This is a genomic window from Enterobacter sp. SA197 (assembly GCF_054131575.1).
This window is the reverse complement of the sequence record NZ_CP096393.1, coordinates 1963438-1980207: the sequence shown is the minus strand read 5'-3', so window position 1 is coordinate 1980207 and position 16770 is coordinate 1963438. Positions and strand designations below refer to the sequence as shown.

19 protein-coding genes are annotated in these 16770 nt (G+C 54.4%); 4 read left to right on the top strand and 15 right to left on the bottom strand.

What is annotated here, in order from left to right; all coding sequences use genetic code 11:
• Positions 1 to 25: 25 nt before the first annotated feature.
• Positions 26 to 1240 carry an MFS transporter gene (locus tag M1D91_RS09065; protein WP_437430279.1) on the top strand — a complete coding sequence of 405 codons (1215 nt, stop codon included), beginning with the start codon at positions 26 to 28 and terminating at the stop codon, positions 1238 to 1240.
• A gap of 72 nt (positions 1241 to 1312) precedes the next feature.
• Here the strand turns inward: M1D91_RS09065 and flgL are convergent, their stop codons facing one another.
• The 11 genes from flgL to flgB all read right to left on the bottom strand — a co-directional run bounded on the left by flgL (position 1313) and on the right by flgB (position 11209).
• Positions 1313 to 2266 (bottom strand): flagellar hook-associated protein FlgL, encoded by a 954-nt coding sequence (gene flgL / locus M1D91_RS09060; protein ID WP_437430278.1) that lies wholly within the window; start codon positions 2264 to 2266, stop codon positions 1313 to 1315.
• Between the two features lie 14 nt (positions 2267 to 2280).
• The gene (gene flgK, locus M1D91_RS09055) at positions 2281 to 3918 is read right to left on the bottom strand and encodes a flagellar hook-associated protein FlgK (RefSeq protein ID WP_437430277.1); all 1638 of its coding nucleotides are present in this window, start codon (positions 3916 to 3918) and stop codon (positions 2281 to 2283) included.
• A gap of 76 nt (positions 3919 to 3994) precedes the next feature.
• Positions 3995 to 4951 carry a flagellar assembly peptidoglycan hydrolase FlgJ gene (gene flgJ, locus M1D91_RS09050; RefSeq protein WP_437430276.1) on the bottom strand — a complete coding sequence of 319 codons (957 nt, stop codon included), beginning with the start codon at positions 4949 to 4951 and terminating at the stop codon, positions 3995 to 3997.
• Positions 4951 to 6045 carry a flagellar basal body P-ring protein FlgI gene (locus M1D91_RS09045; protein WP_437430275.1) on the bottom strand — a complete coding sequence of 365 codons (1095 nt, stop codon included), beginning with the start codon at positions 6043 to 6045 and terminating at the stop codon, positions 4951 to 4953. The genes flgJ and M1D91_RS09045 overlap by 1 nt, the downstream gene beginning before the upstream one ends.
• Before the next feature lie 12 nt (positions 6046 to 6057).
• Positions 6058 to 6756: a flagellar basal body L-ring protein FlgH gene (locus M1D91_RS09040; protein WP_437430274.1), complete on the bottom strand. Its 699-nt coding sequence runs from the start codon at positions 6754 to 6756 to the stop codon at positions 6058 to 6060.
• A gap of 61 nt (positions 6757 to 6817) precedes the next feature.
• Positions 6818 to 7600, bottom strand: coding sequence for a flagellar basal-body rod protein FlgG (flgG, locus tag M1D91_RS09035; protein WP_437430273.1), 783 nt, complete (start codon positions 7598 to 7600; stop codon positions 6818 to 6820).
• Between the two features lie 15 nt (positions 7601 to 7615).
• Positions 7616 to 8371: a flagellar basal body rod protein FlgF gene (locus M1D91_RS09030; RefSeq protein WP_437430272.1), complete on the bottom strand. Its 756-nt coding sequence runs from the start codon at positions 8369 to 8371 to the stop codon at positions 7616 to 7618.
• A 20-nt stretch (positions 8372 to 8391) separates the two neighbouring features.
• On the bottom strand, positions 8392 to 9663 hold the full coding sequence (gene flgE / locus M1D91_RS09025) for a flagellar hook protein FlgE (RefSeq protein ID WP_437430271.1): 1272 nt from the start codon (positions 9661 to 9663) through the stop codon (positions 8392 to 8394).
• 26 nt (positions 9664 to 9689) lie between these two features.
• Entirely contained in the window at positions 9690 to 10376 is a 687-nt protein-coding gene (gene flgD / locus M1D91_RS09020; RefSeq protein WP_437430270.1) for a flagellar hook assembly protein FlgD, read from the bottom strand.
• A gap of 11 nt (positions 10377 to 10387) precedes the next feature.
• Positions 10388 to 10792 (bottom strand): flagellar basal body rod protein FlgC, encoded by a 405-nt coding sequence (gene flgC / locus M1D91_RS09015; protein WP_437430269.1) that lies wholly within the window; start codon positions 10790 to 10792, stop codon positions 10388 to 10390.
• Between the two features lie 3 nt (positions 10793 to 10795).
• On the bottom strand, positions 10796 to 11209 hold the full coding sequence (gene flgB / locus M1D91_RS09010; RefSeq protein ID WP_437430268.1) for a flagellar basal body rod protein FlgB: 414 nt from the start codon (positions 11207 to 11209) through the stop codon (positions 10796 to 10798).
• Positions 11210 to 11367: 158 nt separating this feature from the next.
• Between flgB and flgA the strand changes: the two genes are divergently transcribed.
• The 3 genes from flgA to flgN all read left to right on the top strand — a co-directional run bounded on the left by flgA (position 11368) and on the right by flgN (position 12842).
• Positions 11368 to 12027, top strand: coding sequence for a flagellar basal body P-ring formation chaperone FlgA (gene flgA / locus M1D91_RS09005; protein WP_437430267.1), 660 nt, complete (start codon positions 11368 to 11370; stop codon positions 12025 to 12027).
• 94 nt (positions 12028 to 12121) lie between these two features.
• Positions 12122 to 12415, top strand: coding sequence for a flagellar biosynthesis anti-sigma factor FlgM (gene flgM / locus M1D91_RS09000; protein WP_437430266.1), 294 nt, complete (start codon positions 12122 to 12124; stop codon positions 12413 to 12415).
• A gap of 4 nt (positions 12416 to 12419) precedes the next feature.
• Entirely contained in the window at positions 12420 to 12842 is a 423-nt protein-coding gene (flgN, locus tag M1D91_RS08995) for a flagella biosynthesis chaperone FlgN (protein WP_437430265.1), read from the top strand.
• A 62-nt stretch (positions 12843 to 12904) separates the two neighbouring features.
• Here the strand turns inward: flgN and murJ are convergent, their stop codons facing one another.
• The 4 genes from murJ to rimJ form a co-directional block, all read right to left on the bottom strand.
• A complete protein-coding gene (gene murJ / locus M1D91_RS08990; protein ID WP_437430264.1) occupies positions 12905 to 14440 on the bottom strand; it encodes a murein biosynthesis integral membrane protein MurJ in 1536 nt (511 codons plus the stop codon).
• 105 nt (positions 14441 to 14545) lie between these two features.
• Complete coding sequence (locus M1D91_RS08985; protein WP_437430263.1) at positions 14546 to 15469, bottom strand: Gfo/Idh/MocA family protein; 924 nt, start codon at positions 15467 to 15469, stop codon at positions 14546 to 14548.
• Between the two features lie 2 nt (positions 15470 to 15471).
• Positions 15472 to 16119: a YceH family protein gene (locus M1D91_RS08980; protein WP_437430262.1), complete on the bottom strand. Its 648-nt coding sequence runs from the start codon at positions 16117 to 16119 to the stop codon at positions 15472 to 15474.
• A 9-nt stretch (positions 16120 to 16128) separates the two neighbouring features.
• Positions 16129 to 16713, bottom strand: a complete 585-nt coding sequence (gene rimJ / locus M1D91_RS08975) for a ribosomal protein S5-alanine N-acetyltransferase (RefSeq protein WP_437430261.1) — start codon at positions 16711 to 16713, stop codon at positions 16129 to 16131.
• Positions 16714 to 16770 lie beyond the last annotated feature (57 nt).

Sequence of the window (16770 nt, the reverse complement as noted above, 5' to 3'; positions counted from 1 at the left end):
TCACACCCAATATGAGGAAAACCTTATGAACCGTCATTCTCAACCGTTACTTGTTGCGCGCTGGATAATCTTCGTGCTGGCAATGGGCGCGGGGTTTAGTGTGGCAGCGATTTATTATGCCCAGCCACTGCTCCCGCTGATGGGTAGCGACCTGCATTTGACCATTAACGGCATGGGGCTTGTGCCGACGCTTACTCAGGCTGGCTATGCGCTGGGGATCCTTTTTTTACTGCCGCTGGGTGACCGTTACGATCGCCGCCGCCTGATCCTTACAAAATGTACCGCGCTTGCCCTTTTGCTGCTGGCCTGTAGTTTTACAACCACCCTCTCTACGCTGCTGGTAGTCAGTCTGCTACTGGGCATGGCCGCCACGATGGCGCAGGATATCGTACCGGCCGCCGCCATACTGGCCCCGGAGGGTAAACAGGGCAAAACGGTGGGTACCGTAATGACCGGTTTGTTATTGGGTATTCTGCTTTCGCGAACCGTCAGTGGTTTTGTGGGTGCCGCCTTTGGCTGGCGCATCATGTTTCAGTTAGCGGCGGTGAGCATCGCGTTCATCGGCACGTTAATGTGGTTTGTGCTGCCACGCTTCGCCATTCACTCTACGCTGAGTTACCCCCAGCTGTTGAAGTCTATGGCGCATCTCTGGCAGCGCTACCCTGCGCTGCGCCGTGCTGCGTTTGCGCAGGGCTTTTTATCCATTGCCTTTAGTGCCTTCTGGTCTACCCTTGCCGTCATGTTGCTTGAAAAGTATCACCTGGGCAGCGCCGTCGCTGGGACATTCGGAATAGCAGGTGCCGCAGGCGCGCTGGCCGCCCCGCTTGCAGGTGGTCTTGCCGATAAAGTCGGTGCTGAAAAAGTAACCCAGCTTGGTGCGGCGCTTGTCTCCGCCTCCTTCGCGCTGATGTTTGTTCTGCCGCTGGTCTCCCCGCAGGCACAGCTGGTGATTATCGCCCTTGCAGCGGTTGGCTTTGACCTGGGCTTGCAGTCCAGTCTGGTTGCTCATCAGAATCTGGTCTATGGGCTTGAACCTCAGGCGCGTGGCCGACTGAATGCCTTACTCTTTACCGTCGTATTTATCGGCATGGCTCTGGGGTCTGCGCTGGGCAGTAAAGTTTACACCTTTGCAGGCTGGTCTGGCGTGGTGGCGCTGGCGACAGTGACCGGGCTTATCGCGCTGGTTATTCGCCTCGTTGACAGCCGTCGGTTACAGGCGGCGGCGAGGAATGCAGGATAAAAAAAACCCGCACCGGTTTGCGGTGCGGGCACACAAACCATACCCAGTTTCAAGATATGGTCAAAACGAAAATTACTTATTGAGCTGGAACAGCGACATGCCCTGCATGTCGCTAAATGCTTTATAGGATGCCTGTAATGCCGCTTGCTGCATGGTGTACGAGGAGATGGCTGCGTTCCAGTCCACGTTGACCAGATCGCTCATCTGCTGCGTTAACCCCAACGCACGGTCATCACCTAATGAGTCCAGCTTATCCAGCTCGTCAAGCTGGGTTCCCAGCTCTGCACGCACGGTCAGCACATTGTTCAGGGAGTTACGCAAACCACGGTTTGCTTTGTCCAGTGCGGCCTGAGACGTCTCCTTCGCCGTTTCGTCATCCCCTACCGGCACTTTCAGTGCGGCAATGACGTCATCCAGCATGTCAAAGACGTTAGTCTGGGAATCCGTACCGTCTGGCTCTTTCACCGCATTGCTGCTGATGTTATCGAAGACCTGCGTGCCGGTATGGGCTATTACCATGGTACGTGCGGAATCAACCTGCTGCGTAATGGCTTCAGGACCACCGCTGTAAGCGCCAGACGTTTTATTGAACGGGGGCTCGCTGGTTTTATAACCACCAAAAATGTAGCGGCCATTGCCATCAGTGCTGTTCGCCAGGTTCATCAGCTGATCGCGAATCCCCTGAAGTTCGGTAGCCATTGAGGCACGGTCATCGTCACTCAGGGAGCCGTTGCCGGCTTTAACGACACTGGTTTGAGCCGCCGTCACCGCCGTGGTGACCTGGCTTAGTACATTCTCTTCCAGCGAAATTTTCTGGTTGGCAAAAGTACGCGCCGTTTTATATTGCTCGTTCTGTGCCTGCGCCTGAGAAACCACTACCGCCTGCGATGCAGCAATAGGGTCATCTGAAGGACGGTTAACGCGCAGGCCGGTAGACATTTGCTCGCCGTATCCCAACCACTTACTTTGTGAGTTGGTGATACCACGCATGTTTTGTTCATACATCATCTGGGTACTGATACGCATCAATCACCTCTTACTTAGCGTATGTTCAGTAACGCATCAAACAGGCTGCTTGCAGTCTGCAGAACCTGTGCGTTGGCGAGATAATACTGCTGGTAGCGCTGCAGATTACCGTACTCTTCATCCAGGTTAACCCCGGAGATGGACTGCTGCTGATTACTCAGCTGCGTCACCACGTTCTCCTGCGTCGTGCTGCTGGTTTTAAGTGTGGCGGTCGTGGTACCAATGGTGCTTATCAGCGACGCATAGGCATCGTTGAAGCTCTTGGCTCCACCCACTTTTTTCGCACTTTGCAAATCCAGCAGCGCCTGACCATTTTTGTTGTCACTGGCACCCGTATCCGCGCCCGCAGCCATAGCGATTTTCGACTCATCGGTGATCGCCACATCCATATTGATGATGGCGTTGGCGACCGGCTTGACGGTAAAGCTGTCGTTTTTCACAGCCGCACCAGAGACGTTAATTTTCAGGCCATCGAAATTAAGGGCTCCACCGGATTGCGTTGCCGCAAATGAGGTGTTATCCGCAAGGCGTGTGACGGTCCAGCCAGCAGTGGTTTTGGTAATTTTATAATCCGTCGCCTTCACGCTGCTGCTGTCGGTCACGACGGCAGTCATTGTCGCATTGCCCGTATTTTTCGCATTGCTGAAGGTGGTGGGACTACCAATTTTGAAGAAATTTTTGCCTTGTTCGCCATCGACGTCATAGCCAGCTTTATGCTGTTTATTAAACGCATCAGCAAAGGAGAGCGCCAGTTGGCCAAGGGTATTACGGGTCTGATCAAGATCCTGCGAACGGAAGGTTAACAGCCCACCGAGTGAACCACTGTTCAGCAGCTTTTCCGGGATCTCAACATTACCTGCGGTGTTATCCACATAGGCCACGGTAGTACGCGCCGAATCGTCACTGGAGGCTACTGCCGCCAGCTGACGCGCTGTACTCCCCTGCACCAGGGTATAACCATTTGCCATGGTCACGTTATAGGTGTTGCTGTCCTGAACACTGACTTCAACCCCAACAATTTTATTCAGCTCACTGACCAACTGGTCACGCTGATCGAGCAGATTGTTTGGCGATGCGCCCGCGCCAACGCCGGTCAGACGTGAGATCTGATCGTTGAGGTTGGCAATCTGCTTGGTAAAGCTGTTGATCTGATCGACACTCGACGAGATCGAAATATTGATCTGTTTGTCCTGATCGCGCAGGTACTGATCGGTAACCTGGAACTGGTTGACTAATGCATCCGCCTTACCGAGCAAACTCTGACGTGACGCCGGATCTTCGGCGTTGCTCACCAGGGTTTGCAGGCTTGAGAAGAACCCCTGCAGGGACGTCGACAACGAGTTGGTGGTACTCGACACCATGTCGTTGATTTTAGACATCTGCTGGTAGCGCGTCGTCAGACCGCTACTCTGCGTTTGGGCACCGCGAAGCTGGTTCGAGATGAAAGCGTCATATTCGCGCTGCACGCCGGAGACAAAGGCCCCATTACCCACCCAACCGCCTGCGCCCAGGGTACTGTTGGCAGCAGAGATGACGGTTGTCTGACGGGTATAGCCCGCCACGTTATAACTTGAGATGTTATTACTGGTGGTATTCAGTGCAGCCTGGGCTGCACTGAGGCCGCTCATGGCGCTGTTAATCAAGCTGGACATGGAGGTTCCTTATTAACTTTTAAGACATAAGTCCTGTTAACGATTATCGGCAACCTTGAGCTGAACTTGAGCCGTTTCAGAACAGATTTTCAATATCATTACTGTAGGCTTTGCTGACCTTCTCCCCCATCGATTTGAGCTGCTGAATCATGGAGGTTAATTTTTGTGCATACTTAGGATCGGTCGCATACCCGGCATTCTGCAGTGCCTGCGCACCCTGCTCCGCCGTGGCGGCGGTGGTGACGGCGGCGTAGCGCGGATTACGGGTTAACATACCCACGTAATCGGACAAGGCTTCGAGGTATGAGCCATAAACGCGGAACTTCGCTTTGACCTTCTTCGCTTCACCGTTTTCAAATTCCGTGGTGGTGATTTCAGTGACCGGGCCTTTCCAGCTTGAGGTGGCTTTCACACCAAACAGGTTAAAGCTCGGTTCACCGTTTTCGCGTTTAATCTGCCGTTGTCCCCAGCCTGACTCAAGGGCAGCCTGGGCCAGAATCAGATGGTGCGGCACCCCGCTCTGCTGGCTGGCCAGACGAGCGGGTAGCGAGAGTTGCGCCAGGAAGTCTTTGCTGTCGCCACTCATCGGTTCATCAGTGGTTTCTGGCGCTTTTGGTACGGCTTTACGAACCATTTGCGCCAGGGTTTGGTTTTGCAGGGTATTGATCGTTTCCAGGTCAAATTTCATTGGCACCTGTTGCATACGATCGCCAGCCTCAACGGGAGCCTGTTCCCCGGTCATCTGCTTAACCATCATCTCTGCCAGCCCCAGTCCCTTCCCGGCCGTCATCTGCTGGGCGATTTGCTGGTCATACATGCTGGTATACAACCGCGTGGAGTCGCTACTGAACAGACCGTCTTTCGGCAGAGCTTCGCGCATGCTTTTCAGCATCATCTGCACGAACATCCCTTCGACCTGACGGGCCACCGGCCGGATGTTGGCCTGCGGATCCTGTCCGGCTTTGATTTTCAGCTCATTCAGGGATTGCGCATCCCATGCAGCGCTTGCGTTCAGGCGGTTGTCAGTCAGCATCAGATGATCTCCAGCTTCGCACGCAGGCAGCCTGCGCTTTGCATCGACTGCAGGATGGACATGAGATCAATAGGTGTTGCGCCCAGCGCGTTAAGCGCACGCACCACGTTGTTGAGGTTGGCGCTGGAACGAATGCTCTGCAGCGAACCGCCACTTTGACGCAAGTCGATCTGCGTCTGCGGCGTCACCACGGTCTGTCCACCACCAAACGGCGTATTAGGCTGGCTTACGTTAGCAGACTGATTCACCGTGACCGAAAGGTTACCCTGAGCCACCGCACAGTTATCCAGGGTTACTTCGCGGTTCATCACCACCGAGCCGGTACGGGAGTTAATTACAATTTTGGCATCCTGCGGCGCGGCGCCGACTTCAAGATTCTGAATGTCCGCCAGCATGCGTACCTGAGAGCTGCCGCCCTGCGGCACCCGAACCTGAACGGTACGGGCATCCAGTGCGGTCGCCCCGCCCATACCACGGCGGTTAATGGTGTCAGCAATCTGCTGCGCCATCGTAAAATCATCCTGATTGAGCTGCAGGTTGAGGGTATTGCCGTTACCGAACTGCGACGGCAGTTCACGTTCAATCACCGCACCACCGGTAATGCGGCCACCATTAAGCTGGTTTACCGCCACGCTGCTACCACCGGCTGATGCACCCGCACCGCCGACCAGAATATTCCCCTGCGCCAGCGCGTAAACCTGGCTGTCAACGCCTTTGAGCGGCGTCATCAGCAGCGTACCGCCGCGAAGGCTTTTGGCGTTACCCATAGAGGAGACAACAACGTCAATTGTCTGGCCCTGACGGCCAAACGCTGGCAGTTGCGCGGTGACCATTACCGAGGCGACGTTTTTTAACTGCATGTTGGTGCCCGCAGGGACGGTAATCCCCATCTGGGACAGCATGTTATTGATACTTTGCGTGGTGAACGGCGTCTGGGTCGTCTGGTCACCCGTTCCGTCAAGGCCTACCACCAGGCCATAGCCAATAAGTGAGTTTTCACGTACGCCCTGTACACTGGTGAGATCCCGGATACGCTCAGCCTGGGCAAAAGTTGCCAGCAGGATTAACGCCAGTCCAGTCAGATATCTAAACATAATGCACCCCGGTTACATCGGCGATAAGTTGAGGAAGAAACGTTGCAGCCAGCCCATGTTCTGCGCTTCGTTGATGTAGCCATTGCCCACATATTCGATACGCGCATCCGCCACCTGGGTGGACGGAACCGTGTTGCTGCCGCTGATGGTGCGTGGATTAACCACACCTGAGAAGCGGATGAATTCAGTGCCCTGGTTGATGGCAATCTGTTTTTCACCCACGACATGTAAATTGCCATTGATCAGTACCTGATCGACGGTGACGGTCAACGTACCGCTAAACGTGTTGCTGGCATTGGCGCCACCCTTTCCATTAAAGGAGTTGCTGCCTGAGCTCGAAAGATCCGCACGGGCATTACCAAACAGCCCTTCAAGATAACGGGGCGTGGTTTCCATGCCAAAACTGCTTTTGCCATCACGGCTGGCGTTGGCGGATGAGCTTTTACTGGCGCTGACGTTTTCCTGCAGCACTAACGTCAGCGTGTCGCCCACATTACGCGGACGTCTGTCTTCAAACAGTGGCTGATAACCATAGTTAATCGGCTGCGCGGTTTGATAAATAGAACCATTGACCACAGGAACGGGGCCTGGCATTGGTTGGGCGGTGGTGGCGCCCTGCACCAGCGGAGTTGAAGGAACCCATGCACACCCGCTGAGGGTGACAGCCAGTAAAGCCAAAACAGGGTAACGGCCGGTGGTGAATTTTTGCATTACATTCATCTTCAAAATCAGGGTTCCGGTGCCGCCTTTTACAGCCACACCGGAATACGCCTTAGAGTTGCGACAGTTTCTGCAGCATCTGATCGGTTGTGGAGACCGCTTTGCTGTTAATTTCATACGCACGCTGAACCTGGATCATATTGACCAGTTCTTCAGCCACGTTAACGTTCGACGTTTCCACATAGCCCTGGTAGAGCAGCCCTGCACCATTCAGGCCTGGCGTCGTATCATTTGGTGCGCCTGAAGACTGGGTTTCGATGTAGAGGTTTTCACCAATACTTTCGAGGCCGGTGTCATTCATAAAGGTAGTGAGGTTTAACTGCCCCACCTGCACCGCAGCTGCCGCACCCTGCTGGGTCGCACTGACCACACCATCACGCCCAATGGTAATGCTAAGGGTGTTTGCCGGGATGGTAATTGCAGGCTGAACCTGGAAGCCGCCCGCCGTCACCAGCTGGCCATTCTGATCCACCTGGAACGAACCGTCACGGGTGTAAGCAGAAGTCCCATCCGGCAGCAGCACCTGGAAGAAGCCCTGACCTTTAATGGCTACATCTTTGCTGTTATTGGTCTGAGACAAGTTACCCTGGCTGTGCAGACGCTCGGTCGCCACAGGACGCACACCGGTACCGACCTGCAGGCCAGAAGGCAGTGTTGTCTGTTCAGAAGACTGGGCGCCTGGCTGGCGAATAGTCTGGTAGAGCAAATCTTCAAATACCGCACGCTGGCGTTTAAAACCGTTAGTACTGACGTTCGCCAGGTTGTTGGCGATAACGTCCATATTGGTTTGCTGCGCATCAAGGCCGGTTTTAGCGATCCATAATGAACTGATCATAGGTAATCCTGTTTATTAGCTCAGAGACAGCAACTGATTGGCGCGCTGCGCATTTTCATCAACGTTGCCAATCACTTTCATTTGCATCTCAAATCGGCGGGCACTGGCTATCATGTCAGCCATAGCTTCCACCGCTTTAACGTTACTGCCTTCCAGCACACCAGACATAACGGTGATGGTCGGGTCAGCCTGGAGAACAGGGCCACGTGTAGCCTGGGCTGCCGGAGTCAGGCGGAAAAGACCGTCATCACCGCGTGCTACTTCGTTGCCCTGCGCTTTCACAAGCTTAAGCTTGCCGACCGGCGAAACCGTATTTGGCGCATCCCCGGCCGTCAGGGCGGAGATAGTACCGTCAGCAGCGATAGTGACCTGAGAGCCTTCCGGTACGGCGATAGGTCCTGCTTCACCAATGACCGGGTTTCCGCCAATGGTCAGCTGACCGGTCGGGCTCACCTGGATGTTACCGTTACGGGTATACCCCTCGGTGCCATCTTTACCCTGTACGACGAGCCAACCGTCCTGCTGCAGCGCCACGTCCAGCGGACGCGACGTGTAGTCCATCTGACCTGGGGTCATATCCGCGCCCGGCGTTGACTCAACCACCAGCGTACGGGTCGGCACTGACATACCTTGTACCGGTACCGCACGCAGCGCATTGAGCTGAGCACGAAAGCCCGGTGTTGAAGCGTTTGCGAGGTTGCTGGCGGTCACAGCCTGCTGGTTCAGCGTCTGGCTGGCGGCACCCATCGCGGTGTATATTGCGTGATCCATTAGGCTATCCCGTCAGGCGATTAACGCAGGTTAACCAGCGTGTTAAGGATCTGATCCTGGGTTTTGATGGTCTGCGCATTCGACTGATAGTTACGCTGCGCGACAATCATGTTGACCAGTTCTTTACTCAGATCCACGTTTGATGCTTCAAGCGCGCCATTGGTCAGCGTACCGAAGTTACCGGTACCTGCCGTACCCAGCAGCGCAACACCGGAGGCATTAGTCGCAGACCAGACGTTATCGCCCTCAGATTTCAGCCCTTCGTTATTGGCAAAGTTTGCCAGTACGATTTGGCCGAGCAGCTGTGTTTGTTCGTTGGAGTAAGTCCCGACTACGGTGCCGTCGTCATTGATGGTGTAGCTCACCATCGTGCCCGGCTTGTAACCGTTCTGTGAGGTGGAAACAATGGCGCTGGTGCCGACGTTCTGCTGCATTGAGCCCTGGAAGCTCAAAGAGAAGGTTGACGGAGTCGCGCCGTTCAGGGCACCGGTCCTCACCGTGATTGACGGCGTGGCGTTGGCAGTAGCGTTCAGTACATAGGTCTGCGGCGTGGTGTTTTGCGCGATATAGTTGCGAACACCTTCGATATTACCGTTGGCATCAAAACTCATCTGGGCAGATTTCACCGCTGCGGAACCGGCCACGCTGGTGTCCTGGGTGTAAACGTCCCATTTGTTATTGGTGGTTTTGACGTAGTAGACGTTCATGTCATGGGAGTTACCCTGAGTGTCATAAACGGTAACCGGCCCTTTTTTGTTATAGCTGTTTGCATTCGCCGGGTCGAAAACAGCGACCGTCGGCACGGCGTCGGATGAGTTCAGGTTCATCTGCATTGCTGCGGTGGTGGTCGTTTTCGCGGACATCAGATCGTTTGGAATATTAATCCCGGCCGGGTTACCACCAGTCTGAATTTCCGGCGGAGAACCTACCGCTGCATAGCCCGTGACGGCCAGACCCTGCATGTTTACCAGGTTACGGTTTGCATCCAGCGTGAACTGGCCGTTACGGCTGTAGTAAACGGAACCGTTTGTATCGGTGAGGCGGAAAAAGCCGTTCTGGCTGATTGCCACGTCCAGGCCACGACCGGTGTTGGTAGTAGTACCGTCGTTGAAGTCCTGAGTAATACCCGCTACTTTCACACCCAGACCGACTTTAGATCCTGCAAACATGTCAGCGAAGGACGCGGTGCTGGATTTGAAGCCATAGGTGGCGGAGTTGGCGATGTTGTTACCAATGAGATCGAGGTTAGTTGCAGCAGCATTCAAACCGCTGACCGCTTGTGAAAAGGCCATGACTTACTCCTGATAAGTGTTAAGGCTTAAATAATCTGCCGAACTTCGTCGAGCGTGGTATTACCGTAAGTACCAAGATCTAAGGTGCTACCATTAGAGGTACGCGTTACTGCCTGTACCAGCGCATACTGCAACGGTTGAGCAACCAGCTGCGTTGCGCCAGAGCTGGCGGCGATAGAAACTTTATAAGAGCCGTCAATTGCGGTAGTGCCATCCAGCAGCTTCCCGTCCCAACTGAACGTATGGACGCCCGCTTTCAGTGCGCCAAGCTCAATGGTCTGTACAACGGTGCCGTCTTTATTCGTGATGGTCGCGGTGGCTTTATCTGCCGCCTGCTCCAGCTCGACCCCAAACGGCGTGGTGGTGGAACTACCCGCCAGTACCGTGGTGCCAGGGACCATGACGCCATGACCAATCAACGTACTGGCCTGTACTGATTCGTTGTTATTAATCTGACCGGAAATCGATCCCAGCGTGGTGTTGAGTTTTTCGATACCGTTAAGGGTACTGATCTGCGCAAGTTGCGAGGTCAGTTCATTGTTCTGCAACGGATTCGTCGGGTCCTGGTTTTTCAACTGGGCTACCAGCAGGGTCAGGAAGCTACTTTGCAGGTCTGATGCACTACTTGTGGTCAGCGAAGAAGCACTGCTACTGCTGCTTGTGGAACTGGCACCGCTGGTGGTGGTGTCATTCACATTTACGGCGAAGGACATGAGCGTCTCCTTTACTGGCCGAGAGTGAGCGTCTTGAGCATCATGCTCTTAACGGTATTGAGCACTTCTACGTTCGCCTGGTAGCTGCGGGAAGCGGACATGGTGTTCACCATCTCGCCCACCACATCCACGTTCGGCATTTTGACGTAGCCATTGTTATCCGCGAGCGGGTTGCCCGGTTGATAAACCAGTTTTTCAGGAGCCTGACTTTCCACAACCTCAGCCACTTTTACCCCACCAGTAGCCTGACCCGGGGCCGCGTCTACCTGGAAGACGACCTGTTTTGCCCGGTAAGGCTGGCCATCTGGCCCGGTTACGCTGTCGGCGTTTGCCAGGTTACTGGCCGCCACGTTCAGGCGCTTGGACTGCGCGGTCAGTGCCGAGCCGGCGACATCAAAAATATTCAGTAATGCCATCTATCAGTTCCCCTGTAGCACGCTTTGCATGCTCTTAATCTGCCCGCCCAGGACGGTCAGACCCATTTGATATTTGACGCCATTGTCAGCAAACTGCGTCCGCTCGCGGTCCATATCGACGGTGTTACCATCCAGCGAAGGCTGGTCAGGGATGCGGTATAACAATTCGGTGGACGCTGTGGAGGTTGCCTGAGCCGGAATATGGCGGCTGGACGTTAAGGCCAGAGCAACGCCATTGGTTTCAGGACGACCACGCTCCATCACTTTTTTCAGCTCACTGGAAAAATCCAGATCACGTGCCTGATACCCTGGGGTATCAGCGTTGGCGATATTCGCGGCCAGGATTTCCTGGCGCTTTGCGCTCAGGTTCAGCGCTTCTTGCTGGAACCGTAACGCGGCATCAAGTTTATCGAGCATGGCTTCACCGCTGATGAGAATTATTTAGTCAATAGCTTAAATCTCATTACGTACGCCTTATCGTCAGAATAAGAGCAAAATGCGTCGCTATTTATTGCGTTGATAGATTTGCTCCCCGGTTAGAATTCTCTCATCCTTTCCACAGGCAGGAGTCTGCGATGAACATACTTAAAATCGGTTTAGCCGCGGCCTTACTGTTGTTAAGCCCTGCTTTGCTGGCTCAGGACCTGAATGCGCAACTGACCTCATTCTTTGCCACACGTCTGGCAGGTTTTAGTGATGAGGTTGTTGTGACGCTTCGCACACCGAAAAATTTGCTCCCGGCCTGTGAGCAGCCCGCGCTGAGCATGACCGGCAACGCGAAGCTGTGGGGAAATGTAAATGTGCTGGCACGGTGCGGTAACGAAAAACGGTATCTGCAGGTCAACGTCCAGGTAACGGGGAATTATGTTGTTGCAGCGCAGGCCATTACTCGTGGCAGCGCGCTTGAACCGGGTAGCGTGAAGCTCGCCCGAGGACGACTCGATCAATTACCGCCGAAGACTATGCTTGATATTACTCAGGCGCAGGACGCCGTCAGTCTGCGCGATCTCGCGCCAGGGCAGCCGGTCCAGCTCTCTCTCCTCCGTCAGGCCTGGCGGATAAAAGCAGGGCAACGCGTTCAGGTGATTGCTAACGGTGACGGCTTTAGTGTAAATGGTGAGGGTCAGGCTCTGAATAATGCAGCAGTGGCGCAAAACGCCAGGGTTCGAATGGCATCCGGCCAGATTGTGAGTGGCACGGTGGGGGCTGATGGGAATATTCTTATTAATCTATAATCTTTTTAAAGATTCCTCGGCTTCTGCCGATAAATAAGCAACGACTGAAGACTGGCCGCTCCCAAACGCCGGGAAACCTCAATGAGGAAACACTATGAGCATTGATCGTACATCGCCCCTGAAGCCTGTTAGTACTGTACAACCGCGCGAAGCAAGCGAAACACAGGCGCAAAAAGTACGTCAGGAAAAATCAGCCACTGCGAACAGCACTAACGTTACCCTGAGTGACGCGCAGGCAAAATTGATGAAGCCTGGTAGTAACGATATCAATATGGAACGCGTTGAGAAACTCAAAACCGCGATCCGCAATGGCGAACTGAAAATGGATACCGGCAAAATTGCCGATGCCCTGATCAGCGACGCACAGAGCTACTTACAGAGTAAATAACGGTATGAATGGACTGTCAGATATCCTTGATCAAATGACAGTTATCCTGAATGCGTTGAAAGACGTGATGGATGCTGAGCAGAAACAGCTTTCCGTGGGCCATGTGAATGGCAGTACGTTACAGCGTATTACGGAAGAGAAAAGTTCCTTGCTCGCTACCCTGGATTATCTTGAACAGCAGCGCCGCGCAGCGCAGAACCTGCAAAGCAGTGCGAATGATGATGTCGCAGATCGCTGGCAGCTTATTACCAAAAAAACGCAGCATTTGCGCGATCTGAACCAACACAATGGCTGGTTACTTGAAGGGCAAATCGCGCTGAATCAGAAAGCGCTCGAGGTGCTCAAGCCTCACCAGGAGCCAGGTCTCTATGGTGCAAATGGCCAGACCTTCTCCGGCAGCCGCGGCGGCAAAAAGATTTCCATCTGACGCTCAGCACGCCTGTCGGTCTCTGAACGGGAGTCGCCATTCTGGCAGACTCCCTTTTGTGTTTACCCTACCCGACGCGCGAACTCGCTAACCCTGAATCCGAGCAGGGCTAGCGTTGCGAAGTAAGCCACTACGCCCGCAATTACTACGGCAGAGAGGCGCATCAGGCGATGCGCCATGTTGCCGTCCGCCCACTCGGGCATGATGAAAAGCATTCCCACCAGCGCTGCGGACATCACCAGTACCGCCACCAACAGACGTACCAGGAAACTGCGCCAACCTGGCTGCGGCGTAAAAATGTTCTGCTTACGCAGTTGCCAGTAGAGCAGCCCGGCGTTCAGGCAGGCGGCAAGACCGATGGATAATGACAGCCCCGCATGCCTGAGCGGTCCGATAAAGGCGAGGTTCATCAACTGGGTCATGATAAGCGTAATAATGGCTATCTTTACGGGTGTCTTGATGTCCTGACGGGAGTAGAAACCCGGTGCCAGCACTTTTACCACGATGATGCCGATGAGACCCACCGAGTAGGCAATGAGCGCCTGCTGGGTCATCTGCGCGTCAAAGGCTGAAAATTTTCCATACTGGAATAACGAAATGGTTAAGGGTTTGGCCAGAATGCCCAACGCCACCGCACTGGGTAACGCCAGTAAAAAGCATAAACGCAGCCCCCAGTCCATCAATCGGCAGTACTGGTCATGGTTTCCACTGGCAAAACTGCGAGACAGCGAGGGTAATAATATGGTTCCGAGCGCTACGCCTAATACACCTGACGGGAACTCCATTAAACGGTCGGCGTAGTACATCCATGAGACGGAGCCTGAGACCAGAAAAGAGGCAAAGATGGTGTTGATAATGAGGGAAATCTGACTCACCGATACCCCGAGAATGGCCGGTCCCATCTGTTTTACCACGCGCATTGCGCCAGCATCACGGAAGTTCACCCGGGGCAACACCAGCATGCCGATTTTTTTCAGATGTGGCAGCTGATAAAGCAACTGCAGCACACCGCCAACGGTCACCGCCCATGCCAGGGCCAGTACCGGCGGGTGAAAATAGGGTGCGCCAAACAGGGCGAAACCAATCATGCTGATATTAAGGAAGGTCGGCGCAAATGCCGGCACCGAAAAGCGGTTCCAGGTATTCAGAATGGCCCCCGCCAGCGATGCCAGGGAGATAAGCAGAATATAAGGAAACGTAATTTGCAGCAGTTGTGATGTCAGGGCGAACTTATCCGCCGTGTTGGCAAAGCCCGGTGCCGTGACCAGAATCACCCAGGGTGCCGCCAGCATCCCGACAACGGTGACCAGCGCCAGCGCCAGGGTCAGTAACCCGGAAACATAGGCCACAAAGACGCGCGTGGCATCGTCGCCCTGTTTACTTTTATACTCCGCAAGAATAGGCACGAATGCCTGAGAAAACGCCCCCTCTGCAAATATACGACGCAGAAGGTTCGGTAATTTAAAAGCGACAAAAAAGGCGTCTGTCGCCACACCTGCACCAAATATTCTTGCCACGATGGCATCGCGCGCAAATCCCAGCACGCGAGAAAACATAGTCATTGAACTGACCGCAGCCAGTGATTTTAATAAATTCATTTAGGATCCCATAAGGCACAACGCCTGCAATGCAGGCGTTGGTAATGCGAAGCGCTTAGTCTACCGGGAATAATGCGAATTACTACCGGCAGATGTTACAGCGGATTATTCCCGGATAGCATCGCGCCAGAGTCTCTCGATAACCCGCTGTGCGGCGATGGCCTGCTCCCCGGCGGTCTCAGGAACCGTCTGATTTTGCACACATTCCATGAAATGACGCGCGCACCCGACAAAACCTCGTTGCTCAAGGGTGGTCTGCCAGCCAGCCACCGGCCGTTCAATCACCCCCTGCCCTGCCTCCTCACGCCATTGCCGCATATCGGTCACATCGTATAACGCCCCGTCCGTGACGGCCTGAACCCATTCGCGCTGACTGCCCGCCCGGCGGTGCATGCTGGTTGTAATTTGTACCCCTGACGCCGAAAAATGGTGCTCGGCATAGACCATCTCGCCATCAGCACTGGTCACTAAGGTGCCACTGACCGGATGCCCGTTGCTGCCCCCTAGCCAGAGGGCGGTATCCACGACGTGCAGATAGTCGTCCAGCAAGGTAAAGCGCAAATCATGAGGGCCTACGCTATTGGTGCGGTGTTTATCCATTCGCACCGAAGCGGCCATCGTCAGCCGGGATTTGAGATCCTGATACAAGGGCGCAAAACGGCGATTAAAACCCACCATCAGCGTCAGTTTTTTTCTGGCCGCAAGGTCGACCAGCTTCTCGGCGTCAGCAAGATTATCCGCCAGCGGCTTGTCCACACAAACGTGCACCCCCGCATTGAGCAGCGCGCTTACCACCGCGTAATGGGAGGAGGTAGAGGTGTGCACAAAGACAGCATCACACTGCGCTGCCAGATCGGCCAGCGAAGCGGCATAAGGGATGCGCCAGGTTTCACATACCGGCAACGCCTTTTCGCGGGTCGGTGACCAGGCTCCGGCTAAGGTCCAGTCAGTAGCTGCCCCCAGCACCGGCAGCCACGCTTTTTGTGCAATACCGCCTAATCCAACCACCCCAATTCGTAGTGTTGTCACGCTCAGTCTCCCAGATGTTCGAGCAGAGCATTCAGACGCTGTTTAAGCTCTGCCACTTCGATTTCCAGTGCCTCAACACGCGCGCTCAGATCGTCTGCAGAGGGACTGACCGCTTCCACGACATTGATGAGGGTTTCAACATCACCGCTAAAACGGTGCATATAACGGCTTTCACGTTTGCCAGGCTCTCTGGGCAAACGCACCACGTAAGGGCCATCTTCACGTTGAGCCAGATTCTCCAGCACGCTTTCGACATCACTCACATCGGTAAATTTATGCATGCGCTCAGCGCGTCCACGCAGTTCACCCGGCGTCTGCGGCCCACGCAGCAGCAGCGTGGTGACAAGCGCAACCTCGGCGCTGGTCAGTTTTAGATCGCCGAATTCGGAGTTACAAAAACGCTGTTCATACTTAGTGACGCGGTTGCCAAAACCGCTGACGGTACGCAAGTAATGACGTTTTACCAGGGCATCCAGCAGATCCTGCACCTCATGCTCGCTGAGGTTCATCACCGGTTCGCGGTTGGTCTTCTGGTTACAGGCGGTCACCACCGCATTCACCGATAAAGGATACTGCTCGGGCGTAGTAACCTGTTTTTCCAGCAGACAACCAATAACACGCGCTTCTGGCGCGCTGAGTTGATACTTCATGTTTTCTCCTTAACGACCCGCAGTCCAGTTTTCCGTCGTCAGCGCTGTCAGCACATGATCGCGCCACTGACCATCAATCAACAGGTACGCTTTCGCGTAGCCTTCTTTTTCAAAGCCCAGACGGGCAAGTAAATCACCGCTGCGTTTATTGTGCGGCATGTAGTTCGCCATAATGCGATGCAGATGCTGCGTTCTTTGCATGTAGCGGATGGCGCTGGTCAGGGCTTCGAACATCAGACCCTGGCCCTGCCATTTTTGGCCGATGGAGTAGCCGAGATAACAGGCGTGAAACGATCCCCGCACCACATTGGAGAAATTCGCCACACCAATAATTTCTTTTTCATCGGGGTCGAGCAGAGCAAAATAAAACGCCGTCCCCTGCTTGTGAAATTCGTTGATCATGCCAAGCCGGGCCTGCCAGCCTGAAGGGTAACAATGGCTTTCGTCCCGTACGGGTTCCCAGGGCTTTAAAAACTGGCGATTTTCCGCGTAATAGTCCGCCAGCCGCCAGGCATCACGCTCATGCACTAGCCGAACCACCATTCGGTCTGTCACCAACCGTACTTTGGGCACATTACTGCGGTAGCCAAACATGTTTTCCCTCTCTTTTGGTTTACGTCTCTATACCCTTTCTCTTTACTATACCTTTGC

Excerpts from the sequence above, each read along its gene's own strand:
- M1D91_RS09065 (WP_437430279.1), top strand. The coding sequence starts at position 26 with ATGAACCGTCATTCTCAACCGTTACTTGTTGCGCGCTGGATAATCTTC.
- flgL (WP_437430278.1), bottom strand. The coding sequence starts at position 2,266 with ATGCGTATCAGTACCCAGATGATGTATGAACAAAACATGCGTGGTATC.
- flgK (WP_437430277.1), bottom strand. The coding sequence starts at position 3,918 with ATGTCCAGCTTGATTAACAGCGCCATGAGCGGCCTCAGTGCAGCCCAG.
- flgJ (WP_437430276.1), bottom strand. The coding sequence starts at position 4,951 with ATGCTGACTGACAACCGCCTGAACGCAAGCGCTGCATGGGATGCGCAA.
- M1D91_RS09045 (WP_437430275.1), bottom strand. The coding sequence starts at position 6,045 with ATGTTTAGATATCTGACTGGACTGGCGTTAATCCTGCTGGCAACTTTT.
- M1D91_RS09040 (WP_437430274.1), bottom strand. The coding sequence starts at position 6,756 with ATGCAAAAATTCACCACCGGCCGTTACCCTGTTTTGGCTTTACTGGCT.
- flgG (WP_437430273.1), bottom strand. The coding sequence starts at position 7,600 with ATGATCAGTTCATTATGGATCGCTAAAACCGGCCTTGATGCGCAGCAA.
- M1D91_RS09030 (WP_437430272.1), bottom strand. The coding sequence starts at position 8,371 with ATGGATCACGCAATATACACCGCGATGGGTGCCGCCAGCCAGACGCTG.
- flgE (WP_437430271.1), bottom strand. The coding sequence starts at position 9,663 with ATGGCCTTTTCACAAGCGGTCAGCGGTTTGAATGCTGCTGCAACTAAC.
- flgD (WP_437430270.1), bottom strand. The coding sequence starts at position 10,376 with ATGTCCTTCGCCGTAAATGTGAATGACACCACCACCAGCGGTGCCAGT.
- flgC (WP_437430269.1), bottom strand. The coding sequence starts at position 10,792 with ATGGCATTACTGAATATTTTTGATGTCGCCGGCTCGGCACTGACCGCG.
- flgB (WP_437430268.1), bottom strand. The coding sequence starts at position 11,209 with ATGCTCGATAAACTTGATGCCGCGTTACGGTTCCAGCAAGAAGCGCTG.
- flgA (WP_437430267.1), top strand. The coding sequence starts at position 11,368 with ATGAACATACTTAAAATCGGTTTAGCCGCGGCCTTACTGTTGTTAAGC.
- flgM (WP_437430266.1), top strand. The coding sequence starts at position 12,122 with ATGAGCATTGATCGTACATCGCCCCTGAAGCCTGTTAGTACTGTACAA.
- flgN (WP_437430265.1), top strand. The coding sequence starts at position 12,420 with ATGAATGGACTGTCAGATATCCTTGATCAAATGACAGTTATCCTGAAT.
- murJ (WP_437430264.1), bottom strand. The coding sequence starts at position 14,440 with ATGAATTTATTAAAATCACTGGCTGCGGTCAGTTCAATGACTATGTTT.
- M1D91_RS08980 (WP_437430262.1), bottom strand. The coding sequence starts at position 16,119 with ATGAAGTATCAACTCAGCGCGCCAGAAGCGCGTGTTATTGGTTGTCTG.
- rimJ (WP_437430261.1), bottom strand. The coding sequence starts at position 16,713 with ATGTTTGGCTACCGCAGTAATGTGCCCAAAGTACGGTTGGTGACAGAC.